Raw genomic sequence first — 18,415 nt, 5'->3', positions numbered from 1 at the left:
TTTGATAACGCAACGAATTTTGTAGGAGTTGTATTGTGCGTAAGTTGACTCAATTGGTACTGCTGGCAACCGTTCTGGTCGCAAGCCCTGCATTTGCCGACATGAAAATTGCCGTACTGAACTATCAGATGGCCTTGCTGGAATCTGATGCTGCCAAGAAATACGCTGTTGATGCCGAGAAAAAATTCGGTCCGCAACTGACCAAGCTGAAGAGCCTGGAAAGCAGCGCCAAGGGTATCCAGGACCGTCTGGTCAGCGGCGGCGACAAGATGGCTCAGCCTGAGCGCGAGCGTCTGGAGCTTGAATTCAAGCAAAAGGCTCGTGACTTCCAGTTCCAGTCCAAGGAACTGAACGAAGCCAAGGCTGTTGCTGACCGTGAAATGCTCAAGCAGTTGAAGCCAAAACTGGATCAGGCTGTTGAAGAAGTCATCAAGAAAGGTGGTTTCGACCTGGTCTTCGAGCGCGGTGCAGTGATTGACGTCAAGCCTCAATACGACGTTACTCGCCAGGTCATCGAGCGCATGAACCAGCTGAAGTAACCATGAGCATAACCATCAAGCTCGGCCAATTGGCCGAGTTCCTTGGCGCTACGCTACGTGGCGACAAGTACAAGGACATCACCGGGCTGGCTGCTTTACAAGAAGCCGGCCCTGGTCAAATCAGTTTCCTGGCAAAATCTCAATACCGTAAATTTCTGGTCGATGCCCAGGCTGCTGCCGTGCTGCTAAAGCCCGCAGATGCCGACAGCTACACCGGAGATGCGCTATTGGTCCCGGATCCTTACCTGGCCTATGCGCGCATTTCGCACTTTTTTGACCCCAAGCCCAAAAGCGTGGCTGGCGTTCATCCGACGGCAGTGATTGCCGACGATGCTGAGGTTGATCCTGCCGCCAGTATTGGCGCTTTCGTCGTTATCGAGAGCGGTGCCCGTATTGCAGCCGATGTCACCATTGGTGCGCACAGCTTCATCGGTGCGCGTTGCGAAATCGGTGAAGGTGGCTGGCTGGCCCCGCGGGTAACGCTTTATCACGATGTGCGCATCGGCAAACGTGTGGTCATTCAGTCGGGCGCGGTGCTGGGCGGTGAAGGTTTCGGCTTTGCCAATGAGAAGGGTGTCTGGCAGAAAATTGCACAAATCGGTGGCGTCACTTTGGGTGATGACGTCGAGATCGGCGTTAATACGGCGATCGATCGCGGTGCTCTGGCCGATACGCGAATTGGCAACGGCGTGAAACTGGACAACCAGATTCAGATTGCCCACAACGTACAGGTTGGCGATCACACAGCGATGGCTGCGTGTGTTGGCATCTCCGGAAGCACCATAATCGGCAAGCACTGCATGCTGGCCGGCGGTGTCGGCCTGGTAGGGCATATCGAAATCTGTGATGGTGTTTTCATCACCGGCATGACGATGGTGACGCATTCCATTACCGAGCCGGGTTCGTACTCGTCCGGTACTGCCATGCAGCCGGCCGCCGAGTGGCGCAAGAGTGCAGCTCGTCTGCGCAAGATCGATGATATGGCGCGACGTCTGCAAAAGCTTGAAAAGGCTGTAGAGACGGTGACCTGCGCCGATAATCGATCATCTGATGGCTGATACCTTTTTAATATCAAGCGTGCACAGTCGATAAACTGCCTCCTTGATGTAGAGGGGTGCTGCGCAGTCGCGACGCACCCCTAATCTTTACTACAGGCTTCCCCTCGAAATGATGGACATCAAAGAAATTCGCGAATACCTGCCTCATCGTTACCCGTTCCTGCTGGTGGACCGTGTGACCGAGCTGGATATCGAGAACAAGAACATTCGCGCCTACAAGAATGTCAGCGTCAACGAGCCTTTTTTCAACGGCCACTTCCCCGAGCATCCCATCATGCCGGGTGTGCTGATCATCGAAGCTATGGCGCAGGCTGCCGGTATTCTTGCGTTCAAGATGCTCGACTCCAAGCCGTCAGACGGTACGCTCTATTATTTCGTCGGTTCTGACAAACTGCGTTTCCGTCAACCGGTTCTGCCGGGCGACCAGCTGGTTCTTGAAGCGAAGTTCCTGAGCAGCAAGCGTCAGATCTGGAAGTTCGAGTGCAAGGCTACAGTTGACGGCAAGGCGGTATGCTCTGCCGAAATCATCTGTGCGGAACGTAAACTATGAGTTTGATTGACCCTCGCGCAATCATCGATCCGACGGCCATTCTGGCCGACAACGTTGAGGTTGGCCCCTGGTCGATCATCGGAGCCGGTGTGGAAATTGGCGAGGGTACAGTCGTCGGTCCTCATGTTGTCCTTAAGGGACCCACCAGGATCGGCAAGCACAATCGCATCTACCAGTTCTCATCGGTGGGCGAAGACACGCCTGATCTGAAATACAAGGGCGAGGAAACCCGTCTTGTCATCGGTGATCACAATGTGATCCGTGAAGGTGTGACCATCCACCGCGGGACTGTTCAGGACCGTGCCGAAACCACGCTGGGCGATCACAACCTGATCATGGCTTATGCACACATCGGCCATGACAGTGTGATCGGCAACCACGTGATACTGGTCAACAACACCGCGCTGGCAGGCCACGTTCATGTCGATGACTGGGCCATCCTGTCCGGTTTTACTCTTGTGCATCAGTTCTGCCATATCGGTGCTCACAGCTTTTCCGGCATGGGTACGGCCATCGGCAAGGACGTTCCGGCGTTCGTGACGGTGTTTGGCAACCCGGCCGAAGCGCGCAGCATGAATTTCGAGGGCATGCGCCGTCGTGGTTTTTCCGAAGAAGCCATTCATGCGCTGCGCAGAGCCTACAAGACAGTCTATCGTCAGGGGCTGACCATCGCTCAGGCGGCGGCCGACCTTGCCGAGCCGGCGGCGCAGTTCCCTGAAGTGGCCGTATTCCTTCAGTCTATCCAGACGTCGACCCGCGGTATCATTCGCTAATCATGACCAAGCCATTATGTATCGCTCTGGTCGCTGGTGAAGCATCCGGCGATATCCTCGGGTCCGGCCTGATGCGCCCCCTCAAGGTGCGCCATCCCGATATCCGTTTCATCGGCGTGGGTGGCCCGTTGATGGAGGCTGAGGGCATGCAGTCCTACTTCCCGATGGAGCGCCTGTCGGTGATGGGGCTGGTCGAGGTGCTTGGCAGGCTGCGTGAGCTGCTGGCCCGTCGCAAGCTGCTGGTACAGACCCTCATCAATGAAAAGCCGGACGTCTTCATCGGCATCGATGCCCCCGACTTCACACTCAATATCGAACTTCAGCTACGCCGCGCGGGCATCAAGACCGTGCACTATGTCAGCCCGTCAGTCTGGGCCTGGCGTCAGAAGCGTGTGCTGAAGATTCGTGAAGGCTGTGATCTGATGCTGACATTGTTGCCATTCGAAGCCCGTTTCTATGAAGAGAAGGGCGTACCGGTACGCTTTGTCGGTCACCCGCTGGCAGACACCATCCCTCTGGAGTCAGATCGCGCCGCAGCCCGCGCAGGGCTTGGCCTTGCTCAGGAAGCGCCCGTTGTTGCGTTAATGCCGGGCAGCCGGGGCGGCGAAGTAGGTCGTCTGGGCGGTTTGTTTTTCGATGCTGCCGAGCTTCTTCTCGCCCAGCGCCCTGGCTTGCGCTTCGTACTGCCCTGCGCCAGTCCTCAGCGACGGGCTCAGGTAGAGCAGCTGTTACAAGGCCGCAATCTGCCAGTCACGCTGCTCGACGGGCGGTCGCATGTGGCGCTGGCAGCATGCGATGCGGTACTGATCGCCTCCGGCACCGCGACTCTGGAAGCCCTGCTTTACAAGCGGCCTATGGTGGTGGCCTACCGTCTGGCACCGCTGACCTTCTGGATACTCAAGCGGATGGTCAAAAGCCCTTACGTGTCGCTGCCTAACCTGCTTGCCCAGCGCCTGCTGGTGCCAGAACTGCTGCAGGATGACGCCACCCCCGAAGTGTTGGCGCGGACGCTGCTGCCGCTGATCGACGACGGTCAGGCGCAAACCGCAGGCTTTGATGCCATTCACCGTATTCTGCGCCGAGATGCGTCCAATCAGGCCGCCGACGCGGTGTTGAGCCTGCTCGGCCAGTCGTCTTCACAGTGAGGTCGCCCATCATGCAAACAGGTCTGGATTTCACACTCGTCGAGGATCTGGTAGCAGGTGTTGATGAAGTAGGCCGTGGCCCGCTGTGCGGCGCGGTTGTAACGGCGGCAGTCATTCTCGACCCTGCCCGACCTATTCTCGGGCTCAACGACTCAAAGAAGCTGACTGAAGCCCGGCGCGAAAAACTCTACGTCGAAATTCAGGAGAAGGCCCTGTGCTGGTTCATTGCCCGGGCTGAAGTTGAAGAAATCGACCAATTGAATATTTTGCACGCCACGATGCTGGCCATGAAACGTGCCGTCGAGGGGCTGAGTATCACGCCGAAGCTGGCGCTCATCGACGGTAACCGTTGCCCGCAGTTGTCAGTGCCTTCTGCGCCGGTTGTAAAGGGCGACTCCAGGGTGCCTGCCATCGCGGCCGCGTCGATTCTCGCCAAGGTCAGCCGGGATCGGGAAATGGCAGCGTTCGAACTCATCTATCCGGGTTATGGCATCGGTGGGCACAAGGGTTATCCTACGCCGGTGCACCTGGAGGCATTGGCCCGGCTCGGACCTACGCCCATTCACCGACGCTCCTTTGCACCTGTGCGTGCAGCCCATGAAGCGCGAGCATCCATAATGATCGGCGGGTCGATCCCGCTGCCAGTCGGTTTATTGCAGGACTGACGTTTCATCCCGGGCCCGTTACAATCCTGCCCTTCGTTTTTTGTATTTTCGCGTTTTATAGGATCACCATGCCGGCTTCTTTCGTTCATCTACGCCTGCACACCGAATACTCGCTGGTTGACGGTCTGGTCCGGGTCAAACCGTTGATCAAGGCGCTGACTGGCATGAACATGCCTGCCGTGGCGGTGACCGACCAGAACAACATGTGTTCGCTGGTCAAGTTCTACAAGGCCGCGCAAGGCTCGGGTATCAAGCCAATCTGTGGTGTCGACTTGTGGCTGGCGGGCAGGGATGAAGACGCTGCGCTCAGTCGCATCAGCCTGCTGGCCATGAATGCCCAGGGCTATCGGAACCTGACCGAACTGATTTCCCGTGGTTTTATCGAAGGCCAGCGCAACGGCCAGATCGTCATCCAGCGCCAATGGGTCGCGCAGGCCAGTGAAGGCGTGATTGCGCTTTCTGCTGCAAAGGAAGGCGAGATCGGCATGGCGCTGCTCGGCGGCAACCCCGGCGAGGCGGACGAACTGCTGCGCGAATGGATGGCGGTATTTCCCGATCGTTTCTATATCGAAGTGCAGCGCACCAATCGCAACAATGACGAAGAGCATTTGCATGCCGCTGTTGCCTTGGCCGAACGCCACGGTGCGCCGCTGGTTGCGACCAACGATGTGCGTTTCATCAAGCAGACTGACTTCGAAGCCCACGAGACTCGCGTTTGTATTGGCGAAGGCCGGGCGCTGGACGATCCGCGTCGTTCGCATAACTACAGCGATCAGCAATACCTGAAAAGCCCGGAAGAAATGGCCGAGCTGTTCAGCGACCTGCCCGAGGCGCTGGAAAACACCGTCGAGATCGCCAAGCGCTGTAACATCGACGTTAAGCTGGGCACTCACTTTTTGCCCAACTTCCCGATTCCTGATGGCATGACCATCGATGAGTATTTCCGCAAGGTCTCGTTCGATGGTCTCGAAGAGCGTCTTGCCGTCCTGTTGCCCAAGGACACCACCGAAGATTACGAAGCCAAGCGTCAGGTGTATGTCGACCGGCTGAATTTCGAGCTGGATATCATCATCCAGATGGGCTTTCCCGGCTACTTCCTTATCGTGATGGACTTCATCCAGTGGGCCAAGAGCAACGGCGTACCGGTGGGGCCGGGTCGTGGTTCGGGTGCCGGATCGCTGGTTGCCTATGTGCAGAAGATCACCGACCTCGACCCGCTGGAATACGACCTGCTGTTCGAACGCTTCCTGAACCCGGAGCGGGTTTCAATGCCCGACTTCGACGTCGACTTCTGCATGGACGGCCGTGATCGGGTGATCGAATACGTGGCCGAGAAATACGGTCGCAATGCGGTCAGCCAGATCATCACCTTCGGTTCCATGGCCGCCAAGGCAGTGGTGCGTGACGTGGCGCGGGTGCAGGGCAAGTCTTACGGGCTGGCTGATCGTCTGTCGAAGATGATCCCGTTCGAAGTCGGCATGACCCTCGAAAAGGCCTACGAGCAGGAAGAAATTCTTCGCGACTTCCTCAAGGTTGATGAGGAGGCTGCAGAAATCTGGGAGATGGCGCTCAAGCTTGAAGGCATTGTGCGTAACGTCGGTAAGCACGCCGGTGGTGTGGTTATTGCCCCGACCAAGCTGACCGACTTTTCGCCGATCTATTGCGACGAGGCCGGTGACGGCCTGGTAACCCAGTTCGACAAGGACGATGTCGAGGCGGCGGGGCTGGTGAAGTTCGACTTCCTCGGTCTGCGTACCCTGACCATCATCGACTGGGCGCTCAAGACCATCAACCGCGACCGCGCCAAGGTCAACGAAGAGCCGCTGGACATCGCGTTCATCCCGCTCGATGACATGCCGACCTATCAGTTGTTGCAGCGTGCCGAAACCACTGCGGTGTTCCAGCTCGAGTCGCGCGGCATGAAAGAGCTGATCAAAAAGCTCAAGCCCGACTGCCTGGAAGACCTTATCGCACTGGTAGCACTGTTCCGTCCCGGCCCGCTGCAATCGGGCATGGTGGACGACTTCATCAACCGCAAACACGGTCGTGCAGAGCTGTCCTACCCGCACGTCGATTATCAGTACGAAGGCCTGAAGCCGGTACTGGCACCGACCTATGGCATCATTCTGTATCAGGAACAGGTGATGCAGATCGCCCAGGTCATGGCCGGTTACACCCTCGGCGGTGCGGACATGCTGCGTCGCGCAATGGGCAAGAAAAAGCCCGAGGAAATGGCCAAGCAGCGCGGTGGTTTCATCGAGGGTTGCAAGACCAATAACATCGACCCGGACCTTGCCGGTAACATCTTCGACCTGGTGGAAAAATTCGCCGGTTACGGCTTCAACAAATCCCACTCGGCTGCCTACGGACTTGTGTCGTACCAGACCGCCTGGCTGAAGACCCACTACCCGGCGCCGTTCATGGCTGCCGTGTTGTCGGCGGATATGCACAACACCGACAAGGTCGTGACCTTGATCGAAGAAGTGCGCACGATGAAGCTGCGCCTCGACGCGCCGGACGTGAACACCTCGGAGTTCAAGTTCACGGTAAGCGACGATGGCCGCATTCTTTACGGGCTTGGCGCCATCAAAGGGGTGGGCGAGGGCCCGGTCGAAGCGATTACCGATGCGCGTCAGAACGGGCCGTTCAAGGACCTGTTCGATTTCTGCGCCCGCGTCGATCTCAAGCGGGTCAACAAGCGAACGCTGGATGGTCTGATTCGCAGCGGTGCGCTGGATCGTCTCGGGCCGTACTTCGAACTGGAACCCAAGGCCTATCAGGCCAACATTGATCGTAACCGCTCGGTGCTGCTTGCCGCGCTGGAAGAAGCCATTCAGGCGGCAGAGCAGACCGCGCGCAGCCACGACAGTGGTCACGCAGACCTGTTTGGCGGCCTGTTCGTTGAAGCGGATGCCGATGTTTACGCCAATCATCGTAAGACCCGCGAGCTGAGCCTCAAGGACCGTCTGCGCGGTGAAAAGGAAACCCTGGGCCTGTACCTGACCGGTCACCCGATCGATGAATATGAAGGCGAGATTCGCCGCTTCGCTCGTCAGCGCATCATCGACCTCAAGCCCGCCAGAGACACCCAGACGGTGGCCGGCCTGATCATTGCCTTGCGCGTAATGAAGAACAAGAAGGGCGACAAGATGGGGTTCATTACCCTGGACGATCGCTCTGCACGCATTGAAGCATCACTGTTTGCCGAAGCGTTTCATTCGGCTCAATCACTGCTGCAGACCGATGCTATGGTGGTGGTCGAAGGCGAAGTCAGTAATGATGACTTCTCCGGGGGGCTGCGGTTGCGCGCCAAGCGGGTCATGAGTATCGAAGATGCGCGCACCAATCTGGCCGAGAGCCTGCGAGTGACGGTACGCGCCGAAGCACTCAAGGGCGACCGGCTGCGCTGGTTGGGTGATCTGTGCAAGCGCCATCGCGGTGCCTGTCCGATCACAGTGGACTACACGGGGCAGGACGCCCGTGCATTGCTGCAATTGGGAGAAGCATGGCGGATTGATCCCGCTGACAGCTTGATTCAAGCTCTGCGTGACCAGTTCGGACGTGAGAACGTCTTTCTCCAGTATCGTTGAACGTCGCAGGCTCGACTTGCGCTCAACCCTGAATTTTAATTTCGACCTGAACGCGCCGGTTCCGAACAGGAACGGCGCAGACGGATCAACCGGCCGGCCTCTTGGCCGTCGACCCAAGACGGATGCCTATGAACCCGAATTTTCTTGATTTCGAACAGCCTATCGCTGACTTGCAGGCCAAAATCGAAGAACTGCGCTTGGTGGGTAACGACAACTCGCTGAACATCGGCGACGAGATCTCCCGGCTGCAAGACAAGAGCAAGACGCTTACCGAAAGCATCTTCGGCAACCTGACCAGCTGGCAGATCGCGCGCATGGCACGCCATCCGCGTCGTCCCTACACGCTGGACTACATCGAAAACATCTTTACCGAGTTCGATGAGCTGCACGGTGATCGTCATTTCTCCGATGACGCAGCAATCGTCGGCGGTATTGCCCGTCTCGACGGCCAGCCGGTCATGGTTATCGGCCACCAGAAAGGTCGTGAAGTGCGCGAGAAGGTTCGTCGCAACTTCGGCATGCCGCGTCCCGAGGGCTATCGCAAGGCTTGCCGTCTGATGGAGATGGCCGAACGCTTCAAGATGCCGATTCTGACCTTCATTGACACACCGGGTGCCTACCCTGGTATCGACGCGGAAGAGCGCAACCAGAGCGAAGCGATTGCCTGGAACCTGCGCGTGATGGCCCGTCTCAAGACGCCGATCATCGCTACCGTTATCGGCGAAGGCGGTTCCGGTGGTGCGCTGGCCATTGGCGTCTGTGATCAGTTGAACATGCTGCAGTATTCGACCTACGCGGTAATCTCTCCGGAAGGCTGCGCGTCGATTCTGTGGAAAACCGCCGAGAAGGCACCGGATGCTGCCGAAGCCATGGGTATCACCGCTGACCGCCTGAAAGGATTGGGTATCGTCGACAAGGTCATCGCCGAACCACTGGGTGGCGCGCATCGTGATCCGGTCGCCGCCGCTGCCTTGATTCGCGAAGAGTTGAGCAGTCAGCTGGCGATGCTCAAGGAGTTCGATAACGATGAGCTGCTGGCCCGCCGTTATGACCGCTTGATGAGCTACGGTCTGTAAGCTGCGTCGCCACGATCGTTCCCACGTCTTGCGGGCTTCTGCCCGAAAGGCGTGGGAGCGAACCGCGCGACACTTCGTTTGTTCGCGAAAGGGCTGGCTTGAGCATTGAACCGTTCAGTGCGTGAATAAGCGAAGTTCGGTGAGAAACACCAATGACCACCTCCACACACAGCGGTCATGACCTTCCTGCCAGGCTCCTTCAGGCTTTGGTTCCCTGGCGCAACGCGCCAACCTGGCATATCGGCTTTTCCGGTGGCCTCGATTCCACGGTGCTGTTGCATCTTCTGGCTAAGCTCGCCAAGTGCGAAAGCCTGCCTGTCTTACACGCCATTCATGTTCATCACGGCCTGCAGGCCGCTGCCAATGCGTGGCCTGAACATTGTCGGCGGGTTTGTCAGGCGCTGGGTGTGGCATTTGAGCTGGTTCGGGTACACGTCGATCCTGGTGCGAGCATCGAGCAGGCTGCCCGGCAGGCGCGTTACACCGCGTTCACTGACAGGCTGGCTGAGGGGGATGTGTTGCTCACCGGCCAGCACCGTGACGATCAGGCCGAGACCCTGCTGTTCCGTCTGCTGCGCGGCGCTGGTGTACGCGGTCTGGCTGCCATGCCCGGTCAGCGAATTCTGGGGCGTGGGCATTTGGTGCGACCGCTGTTGGCAGTGTCTCGTGTCGAACTTGAAGGCTACGCACATCAGCACGGTCTGCATTGGGTCGAAGACCCGAGCAACGACGACTCTCGGTTCTCGCGCAACTTCTTGCGCAGTGACGTGCTGCCATTGCTGACCTCAAGATGGCCTCAGGCATCGATCAGTTTGGCGCGCACGGCGTGCCACCTCGGCGAAGCACAGCAATTGCTGGACGAGCTTGCGGTGCAGGATCTGGCCGGTGCCCAGGCCACGACACCATTTGCCTGGCTTGGTTTGCCGGTGCTGAGCATTGGCCCGCTTGCCGTGCTGTCCGCAGCAAGGCAGCGCAATGCATTGCGCCACTGGCTTGCGCCGCTGACGCGTCTGCCGGATACCGATCACTGGGCTGGCTGGGAGGCATTGCGCGACGCAGCGCAGGATGCCCGTCCGCTGTGGCGGCTTGCCGATGGCGAGCTGCACAGGGCGCAGGGCTGCATCTGGTGGGTGCCCGCTGACTGGGAGCATGTCCGTCACCCGGTAACAGACTGGCCCGACTGCCGCACACCGTTGCACTTGCCGGGCAATGGCTGGGTAAGCATTGAAGGTGATGCGCCGTGTGGCGCTCTGCAAATCCGCTACCGGCAGGGAGGAGAGGTGATGCACCTCGGCGGACGCGGCAGTCGTGATCTAAAACGGCTGCTAAATGAGCAGGCTGTACCGGTTTTTCTGCGCGGCAGATTGCCGCTGCTCTACTGTGATAATGACCTGCTGGCCGTCGCCAACCTGCCTGGACTGGACGGTTCGCCCAATGAAAGCTGGCGTTTGCACTGGGTTGTACCGACCAGCGACCAAAGTTTGAGCTGAAAGGCCCTTTCAGGTAGACTACGCTCCCTTCTTGATACAACTTCTGTTGGTTCTTTTGAAACAACGCAAGTTGCCGGTTACCAACCAGTGTTTGCTGGGTAATTCTTAAAATGTAGCGCACACCACACTGGCTTCGGCCGGTCGGTTTCAACGCAGCAGTTTGGGAGTGCACCGTGAATTTTGTCGGTAATCGGGGGCTTCGGCCTTCCTTCGCTATCCCCGGCGGCTCTGACCGCTTTAACGCAGACTTCTAGGGTTTTTCATGACGCGCTACATCTTCGTCACGGGCGGTGTTGTTTCTTCATTGGGGAAAGGCATTGCCTCGGCTTCATTGGCGGCCATCCTGGAGGCGCGGGGACTCAAGGTCACCATGCTCAAACTGGATCCCTACATCAACGTGGACCCAGGCACCATGAGCCCGTTCCAGCACGGTGAGGTGTTCGTCACTCACGACGGCGCCGAGACCGACCTGGACCTTGGTCACTACGAGCGGTTCATCCGCACCACCATGACCCAGAACAACAACTTCACCACCGGCCGTGTGTACGAACACGTCCTGCGCAAAGAGCGCCGTGGTGATTATCTGGGGGCGACCATTCAGGTCATTCCGCATATCACCGACGAAATCAAGCGCCGCATCATCAAGGGTGCAGGCGATGCCGATGTGGCGCTGGTCGAAATCGGCGGCACGGTGGGTGACATCGAGTCGCAGCCGTTCCTCGAGGCCATCCGCCAGTTGCGTTTCGAAGTCGGCGCACGCCGCGCGATGCTGATGCACCTGACGCTGGTGCCGTACATCGCTACTGCCGGCGAGACCAAGACCAAGCCGACTCAGCATTCGGTGAAGGAATTACGCTCCATCGGTCTGCAGCCTGATGTGCTGGTCTGCCGCTCCGACCACCCGATCGACGTGTCGTCGCGTCGCAAGATCGCTCAGTTCACCAACGTTGAAGAGCGTGCGGTTATCGCCCTTGAAGACGCGGACACCATCTACAAGATCCCGGGCATCCTGCATTCGCAAGGCCTGGACGATTTTGTGGTCGAGCGCTTTGGCCTGCAATGTGAGGGTGCCGATCTGTCCGAGTGGGACAAGGTCGTCGACGCCAAGCTCAACCCCGAGCACGAAGTCACCATCGCGATGGTCGGCAAATACATGGAACTGCTCGACGCCTACAAGTCGTTGATCGAAGCCATGAGCCACGCCGGCATCACCAACCGTACCAAGGTGAACCTGCGTTATATCGATTCCGAAGACATCGAAAACCAGGGCACCGGCCTGCTTGAAGGCGTGGATGCGATTCTGGTTCCAGGCGGCTTTGGCCTGCGTGGGGTCGAGGGCAAGATCACTGCCGTCCAGTTTGCACGGGAAAACAAGGTTCCGTATCTGGGCATCTGCCTGGGCATGCAAGTGGCGGTCATCGAGTTCGCACGTAACGTGCTGGGCTGGAAAGACGCCAACTCCACCGAGTTCAACCGTACCAGCGCGCACGCCGTGGTGGGTCTCATCACCGAGTGGGAAGATGCCACTGGTGCAGTCGAAACCCGTACCGAAAGTTCCGATCTGGGCGGCACCATGCGTCTTGGGGCGCAGGATTGCCAGCTTGAAGCTGGTTCGCTGGTACACGACTGCTACCGCAAGGACGTGATTGTCGAGCGTCATCGTCATCGCTACGAAGTGAACAACAATCTGCTGCCACAACTGATCGAGGCTGGACTGAAGATTTCCGGTCGCTCCGGCGACGGTGCGCTGGTTGAAGTGGTCGAAGCACCGGATCATCCATGGTTCGTCGCTTGCCAGTTCCACCCGGAATTCACTTCCACGCCCCGTGACGGTCATCCGCTGTTCAGCGGTTTCGTCAAGGCTGCACTGGCTCAACATCAGAAAAACTCCTGACAGGGACTTCACACATGGCTCAGAAAACAATTCGCGTAGGTTCGATCGAGATCGCCAACGACAAGCCAATGGTGCTGTTCGGCGGCATGAACGTACTCGAGTCCCGGGATATGGCCATGCAGGTCTGTGAAGAGTACGTAAGGGTGACCGAAAAGCTCGGTATCCCTTATGTGTTCAAAGCCAGCTTCGACAAGGCCAACCGCTCTTCGGTGAATTCCTACCGCGGGCCGGGCCTTGAAGAGGGCATGCGTATTTTCGAAGAGATCAAGCGCACCTTCAACGTGCCGCTGATCACCGACGTGCACGAGCCTCATCAGGCGGCCGTGGTTGCTGAAGTGTGCGACATCATCCAGTTGCCGGCCTTCCTGTCGCGTCAGACCGATCTGGTCGTTGCGATGGCGAAGACCGGAGCAGTCATCAACATCAAGAAAGCCCAGTTTCTCGCACCTCAGGAAATGAAACACATCCTGACCAAGTGCGAAGAGGCGGGTAATGATCAGTTGATTCTCTGCGAGCGGGGTTCCAGCTTCGGTTACAACAATCTGGTGGTGGACATGCTCGGCTTCGGCGTCATGAAGCAGTTCGAATACCCGATCCTGTTCGATGTGACACACGCCCTGCAAATGCCGGGTGGTCGCTCCGATTCTGCCGGTGGCCGCCGCGCTCAGGTCCTGGATCTGGCCAAGGCCGGCATCAGCCAGAATCTGGCCGGCCTGTTCCTTGAAGCGCATCCGGACCCTGACAACGCCAAATGCGACGGCCCGTGTGCCCTGCGTCTGGACAAGCTGGAGCCGTTCCTGGCCCAGCTCAAGTCACTGGATGAACTTGTCAAAAGTTTTCCGATCGTAGAGACCGCTTGAACAGGGTTCTCCGGTAAAGTGCCGTTCCCCGTCATTCGTGACGGGGTTGTCGCATTCAGACCTGCCTTTTTTTGCGTCTGACTGCGAGCATTGTTTTCCCAGCTGCGTCGTTTTCGTCAATCTTGGAGTGTTTACAACAATGGCAAAAATCGTCGACATCAAAGGTCGTGAAGTTCTCGACTCCCGTGGCAATCCCACTGTAGAAGCAGATGTGGTCCTCGATAACGGCATCGTTGGCAGCGCCTGCGCGCCGTCTGGTGCTTCAACCGGCTCGCGCGAAGCGCTGGAGCTGCGTGATGGCGACAAGAGTCGTTACATGGGCAAGGGCGTTCTGAAGGCTGTAGCCAACATCAACGGCCCTATCCGTGACCTGCTTCTGGGCAAGGACCCGGTTGACCAGAAGGCTCTGGATCACGCGATGATCAAGCTGGACGGCACCGAGAACAAGGCAAGCCTGGGTGCAAACGCAATTCTTGCGGTCTCCCTGGCAGCTGCCAAGGCGGCGGCTCAGGATCAGGATCTGCCGTTGTACGCGCACATCGCCAACCTCAATGGCACACCGGGCGTGTACTCCATGCCGGTGCCGATGATGAACATCATCAACGGTGGCGAGCATGCTGATAACAACATCGACATCCAGGAATTCATGATCCAGCCTGTCGGCGCCAAAACCTTCGCTGAAGGCCTGCGCTGGGGCACCGAGATTTTCCATCACCTCAAGGCAGTGCTCAAGGCGCGTGGCCTGAACACCGCTGTTGGCGACGAAGGCGGTTTCTCGCCTAACCTGGCGTCCAACAAGGAAGCGCTCGACGCTATTGCCGAAGCCGTCGCCAATGCGGGTTACACGCTGGGCACCGACGTGACCCTGGCGCTGGACTGCGCGGCGAGCGAGTTCTACAAGAACGGCAAGTACAAACTCAGCGAAGAGGGCGAGTACAGCTCCGCCGAGTTTGCCGAATACCTTGCCGAGCTGACGCGCAAGCACCCGATCATTTCCATTGAAGACGGTCTGGACGAGTCCGATTGGGATGGCTGGAAAGTTCTCACCGACAAGATCGGCGAGAAAGTCCAACTGGTCGGTGACGACCTGTTCGTAACCAACACCAAGATCCTGAAAGAAGGCATCGACAAGAAGATCGCCAACTCGATTCTGATCAAGTTCAACCAGATCGGCTCCCTGACCGAAACGCTGGAAGCCATTCAGATGGCCAAAGCTGCCGGTTACACTGCGATCATCTCTCACCGTTCCGGCGAAACCGAAGACTCGACCATTGCCGACCTGGCTGTGGGCACGTCTGCCGGTCAGATCAAAACCGGTTCGCTGTGCCGCTCCGACCGCGTCTCCAAGTACAACCAACTGCTGCGCATCGAGGAGCAATTGGGCTCCAAGGCCGCGTATCGTGGTCGTGCCGAGTTTCGCGGTTGAGCCATAGATGGTAAAAAGACGCAGAGTGCTGCACAGACTCGAGTCACCTGACTTGCCTGCGCAGCTCCGATGCTGACGCTCCGCGGTAATCTGGAGTGATTGAGCCTGGCTTATGTCAGGCTCAATGCCCTCAGTCGTTTGTTGTTCACGTTGGCTCTGCTGTCTTTTTTACTGGGTACCTGATATTTCAATGCGCAGTCCTAACTGGTTGTTCCTCGTCCTGCTCCTGTTGCTGGCTGGCTTGCAGTACCGCCTTTGGGTCGGTAACGGAAGCCTTGCGCAAGTGGCCAGCCTGACTCAGCAGATTGCCGACCAGCACGCTGAGAATGAGGTGCTGCTGGAGCGCAACCGCGTGCTTGATGCCGAGGTCATGGAGTTGAAAAAGGGTCTGGAAACCGTCGAAGAACGTGCCCGACATGAGCTCGGCATGGTCAAGGACGGCGAAACCCTTTACCAGCTCGCGCAATAATCAAGTTGGTGCCATGAAAGACTTTCTTCCTGCCTTCTGGGCAGTGATACCTGCTGCGGGCATTGGTGCTCGCATGGCAGCTGACCGTCCCAAGCAATATTTGCAACTGGGCGGCCTGACAATTCTTGAACACAGCCTGCTTTGCTTTCTCGATCACCCTCGGCTCAAGGGCCTGGTGATCAGTCTGGCTGTGGACGACCCTTACTGGGCTGCATTGCCCTGCGCTAAAGATGCCCGCATTCAACGAGTGGATGGCGGCAGCGAGCGTTCAGGCTCGGTGCTCAATGCGCTTCTGCACCTGCCTGCGCAGGGCGCGAGTGACAATGACTGGGTGCTGGTGCATGACGCTGCGCGTCCTAATCTGGCGCGCAGTGATCTGGATAATCTGCTCGGTGAGCTGGCTGACGACCCGGTTGGCGGCCTGCTGGCCGTACCGGCTCGCGATACCCTCAAGCGTGCCGACAGCAGTGGTCGCGTGCTTGAAACTGTCGACCGGAGCCTGATCTGGCAAGCATTCACGCCGCAGATGTTTCGCCTTGGGGCCCTGCATCGCGCCCTGGCGGACAGCCTGGTGTCGAACGTGAACATCACCGATGAGGCATCGGCCATCGAGTGGGCGGGGCAGTCGCCACGCCTGATCGAAGGGCGGTCCGATAACATCAAGGTCACTCGCCCCAAGGATCTTGAATGGTTGCGTCAACGCCGCACTGAGTTCGGCCATTAGCTACTGGCGATACTCATCGCGCATCGCCAATCCTTCTTTAAGATAGTCCACCAGCTTGCGTACCTTGGGCGACAGGTGCCTTTGCTGCGGATAGAGCGCCCAAACGGCAGTATTGGGCGGTTGATGGGCTTCCAGCAATGAAACCAGCGTTCCGTCATTGAGGTGTTTCTGCACGTAATAGTCCGGCAACTGACACAGGCCAACCCCATGTAGCGCGGCATCCAGCACCGCCTGACCGCTGTTGCAGCGCCAGTTGCCCTGTACTCTCTGAGAAAACTCGCGGCCATTCTGCTGAAGTTGCCAGGTATCGCTGCCCCCGACCAGACAGTTGTGGCGATTCAGTTCCGACAGGCTGTGAGGTCGCCCGTAGCGTTCAATGTAGGAAGGCGCAGCACACAGATACATTTGCCGTGGCGCGAGGCGGGTTGCAACCATGCGCGAATCCTGTAGCCGGCCAAGGCGAATCGCCAGATCCATCCCTTCATGCACCAGATCAAGCGTTTCGTTGCTCAGCTCAATGTCGACCCGCAAGTGCGGATACAGGTCCATGAAGCGTGTCACCAGGGGCGTGATGAAGCGCTCGCCATAAGCCACAGCGCAGGTCATGCGCAGCAACCCTTTTGGCTCGCTGGCCAGATCGCCTACAGCGCGCAGTGCTTCTTCGCGGCCGTCCTGCAAACGTTGGCAGTGATGCAAAAAAGTTTGACCAGCCTCGGTCAGCGCGACCTTGCGCGTGCTGCGATAAAGCAAACGGGTTTGCAGTCGTTCTTCAAGGCGCACGATCTGGCGGCTGATGTGTGACGAGGAAACCCCAAGCCTTTGTGCTGCCGCTGTGAACTGGCCACATTCAGCGACCGCAACGAATTCGTCCAGACCTTCCCAGCGATTGATGTGCATGGATTATCCCTGTACAGCATTAATGTTTTGCTTTTAGCCGTATTACTCGCCAATTGGCACTGTACTACACTGCAAACCTTGTTTTTACCCGTCGGAGAAGTTTGATGATCAAGTCGCGCGCTGCTGTCGCTTTTGAAGCCAAAAAGCCATTGGAGATCGTTGAAGTCGATGTCGCCATGCCCAAGGCCGGAGAAGTGCTGCTCAAAGTAGTGGCTTCCGGCGTCTGCCATACCGATGCCTACACACTTTCCGGTGCCGATCCCGAAGGGATTTTCCCATCGATCCTCGGCCACGAAGGCGGTGCGATTGTCGAAGCCATTGGCGAAGGTGTCACCTCTGTCGCGGTCGGTGATCACGTTATTCCGCTGTACACCCCGGAATGCCGCCAGTGCAAATTCTGCCGTTCGGGCAAGACCAACCTGTGTCAGGCGATTCGTGCCACGCAGGGTAAAGGCCTGATGCCGGATGGCACCACGCGTTTTTCCTACAAGGGCGAGCCGATTTTCCACTACATGGGCACTTCGACCTTCTCCGAATACACCGTACTGCCGGAAATCTCGGTGGCCAAAATCGACAAACAGGCACCGCTGGAAAAAGTCTGCCTGCTGGGTTGTGGTGTCACCACCGGTATCGGTGCGGTGCTCAACACTGCCAAGGTCAAGCCTGGCGATACCGTAGCGATCTTCGGTCTGGGCGGTATCGGCCTCTCAGCGTTGATCGGCGCGGTCAAAGCCAAAGCGTCTCGAATCATCGCCATTGATATCAACCCGGCCAAGTTCGAGATCGCCAAACAGTTGGGCGCGACTGACTGCGTCAATCCGAAAGATTTCGACCGTCCTATTCAGGAAGTCATTGTTGACATGACCGATGGCGGCGTCGACTTCTCGTTTGAGTGCATCGGTAATGTGCAACTGATGCGTGCAGCGCTGGAATCCTGCCACAAGGGCTGGGGCGAGTCGGTCATTATCGGCGTGGCCGGTGCCGGTCAGGAAATCTCTACCCGTCCGTTCCAGCTGGTGACAGGACGCGTCTGGCGCGGTTCGGCATTTGGTGGCGTGCGTGGCCGCACCGAACTGCCAAGCTATGTCGACATGGCGCAGACCGGTGAAATCCCGCTGGACACGTTCATCACCCATACCATGGGCCTGGAAGACATCAACAAGGCGTTCGACCTGATGCATGAAGGCAAAAGCATCCGCACCGTCATTCATTTTTGAGGAGCAGCGGCAAGCGGCAAGCACGAAGATTTGTTACATGCT

General features: G+C 58.1%; 16 protein-coding genes. 15 read left to right on the top strand and 1 reads right to left on the bottom strand.

What is annotated here, in order from left to right:
• Positions 1 to 35: 35 nt before the first annotated feature.
• From AC4ANE_RS20785 to ispD, 14 genes are all read left to right on the top strand, one after another.
• Complete coding sequence (locus tag AC4ANE_RS20785; protein ID WP_002554721.1) at positions 36 to 539, top strand: OmpH/Skp family outer membrane protein; 504 nt, start codon at positions 36 to 38, stop codon at positions 537 to 539.
• Between the two features lie 2 nt (positions 540 to 541).
• The gene (gene lpxD / locus AC4ANE_RS20780) at positions 542 to 1,597 is read left to right on the top strand and encodes a UDP-3-O-(3-hydroxymyristoyl)glucosamine N-acyltransferase (protein WP_002554720.1); all 1,056 of its coding nucleotides are present in this window, start codon (positions 542 to 544) and stop codon (positions 1,595 to 1,597) included.
• 109 nt (positions 1,598 to 1,706) lie between these two features.
• On the top strand, positions 1,707 to 2,147 hold the full coding sequence (gene fabZ, locus AC4ANE_RS20775) for a 3-hydroxyacyl-ACP dehydratase FabZ (RefSeq protein ID WP_002554719.1): 441 nt from the start codon (positions 1,707 to 1,709) through the stop codon (positions 2,145 to 2,147).
• The gene (gene lpxA / locus AC4ANE_RS20770; protein WP_002554718.1) at positions 2,144 to 2,920 is read left to right on the top strand and encodes an acyl-ACP--UDP-N-acetylglucosamine O-acyltransferase; all 777 of its coding nucleotides are present in this window, start codon (positions 2,144 to 2,146) and stop codon (positions 2,918 to 2,920) included. The genes fabZ and lpxA overlap by 4 nt, the downstream gene beginning before the upstream one ends.
• A 2-nt stretch (positions 2,921 to 2,922) precedes the next feature.
• Positions 2,923 to 4,065, top strand: coding sequence for a lipid-A-disaccharide synthase (gene lpxB / locus AC4ANE_RS20765; RefSeq protein WP_002554717.1), 1,143 nt, complete (start codon positions 2,923 to 2,925; stop codon positions 4,063 to 4,065).
• 11 nt (positions 4,066 to 4,076) lie between these two features.
• Positions 4,077 to 4,730, top strand: coding sequence for a ribonuclease HII (gene rnhB / locus AC4ANE_RS20760; protein WP_002554716.1), 654 nt, complete (start codon positions 4,077 to 4,079; stop codon positions 4,728 to 4,730).
• A 68-nt stretch (positions 4,731 to 4,798) separates the two neighbouring features.
• Positions 4,799 to 8,320: a DNA polymerase III subunit alpha gene (gene dnaE, locus AC4ANE_RS20755; protein ID WP_002554715.1), complete on the top strand. Its 3,522-nt coding sequence runs from the start codon at positions 4,799 to 4,801 to the stop codon at positions 8,318 to 8,320.
• Positions 8,321 to 8,448: 128 nt separating this feature from the next.
• A complete protein-coding gene (gene accA, locus AC4ANE_RS20750; RefSeq protein ID WP_002554714.1) occupies positions 8,449 to 9,396 on the top strand; it encodes an acetyl-CoA carboxylase carboxyl transferase subunit alpha in 948 nt (315 codons plus the stop codon).
• A gap of 152 nt (positions 9,397 to 9,548) precedes the next feature.
• Positions 9,549 to 10,886 carry a tRNA lysidine(34) synthetase TilS gene (gene tilS, locus AC4ANE_RS20745; RefSeq protein ID WP_002554713.1) on the top strand — a complete coding sequence of 446 codons (1,338 nt, stop codon included), beginning with the start codon at positions 9,549 to 9,551 and terminating at the stop codon, positions 10,884 to 10,886.
• 262 nt (positions 10,887 to 11,148) lie between these two features.
• On the top strand, positions 11,149 to 12,780 hold the full coding sequence (gene pyrG / locus AC4ANE_RS20740) for a CTP synthase (protein WP_002554712.1): 1,632 nt from the start codon (positions 11,149 to 11,151) through the stop codon (positions 12,778 to 12,780).
• A 14-nt stretch (positions 12,781 to 12,794) separates the two neighbouring features.
• The gene (kdsA, locus tag AC4ANE_RS20735; RefSeq protein WP_004666021.1) at positions 12,795 to 13,640 is read left to right on the top strand and encodes a 3-deoxy-8-phosphooctulonate synthase; all 846 of its coding nucleotides are present in this window, start codon (positions 12,795 to 12,797) and stop codon (positions 13,638 to 13,640) included.
• Between the two features lie 139 nt (positions 13,641 to 13,779).
• Complete coding sequence (eno, locus tag AC4ANE_RS20730) at positions 13,780 to 15,066, top strand: phosphopyruvate hydratase (RefSeq protein ID WP_002554711.1); 1,287 nt, start codon at positions 13,780 to 13,782, stop codon at positions 15,064 to 15,066.
• 190 nt (positions 15,067 to 15,256) lie between these two features.
• Positions 15,257 to 15,535 carry a cell division protein FtsB gene (gene ftsB / locus AC4ANE_RS20725; protein WP_002554710.1) on the top strand — a complete coding sequence of 93 codons (279 nt, stop codon included), beginning with the start codon at positions 15,257 to 15,259 and terminating at the stop codon, positions 15,533 to 15,535.
• Between the two features lie 13 nt (positions 15,536 to 15,548).
• A complete protein-coding gene (gene ispD / locus AC4ANE_RS20720; RefSeq protein WP_460408500.1) occupies positions 15,549 to 16,259 on the top strand; it encodes a 2-C-methyl-D-erythritol 4-phosphate cytidylyltransferase in 711 nt (236 codons plus the stop codon).
• Here ispD and AC4ANE_RS20715 read toward each other — a convergent pair whose 3' ends face one another.
• On the bottom strand, positions 16,260 to 17,150 hold the full coding sequence (locus tag AC4ANE_RS20715; RefSeq protein WP_170947352.1) for a LysR family transcriptional regulator: 891 nt from the start codon (positions 17,148 to 17,150) through the stop codon (positions 16,260 to 16,262).
• 110 nt (positions 17,151 to 17,260) lie between these two features.
• On the opposite strand from AC4ANE_RS20715, the gene AC4ANE_RS20710 reads away from it, so the two are divergent.
• Positions 17,261 to 18,373 carry an S-(hydroxymethyl)glutathione dehydrogenase/class III alcohol dehydrogenase gene (locus AC4ANE_RS20710; RefSeq protein WP_002554707.1) on the top strand — a complete coding sequence of 371 codons (1,113 nt, stop codon included), beginning with the start codon at positions 17,261 to 17,263 and terminating at the stop codon, positions 18,371 to 18,373.
• The last annotated feature ends 42 nt before the right edge of the window (positions 18,374 to 18,415 follow it).

Source organism: Pseudomonas sp. Pme6b (genome assembly GCF_058129925.1).
This window is presented reverse-complemented; position numbering and strand designations above follow the sequence as displayed.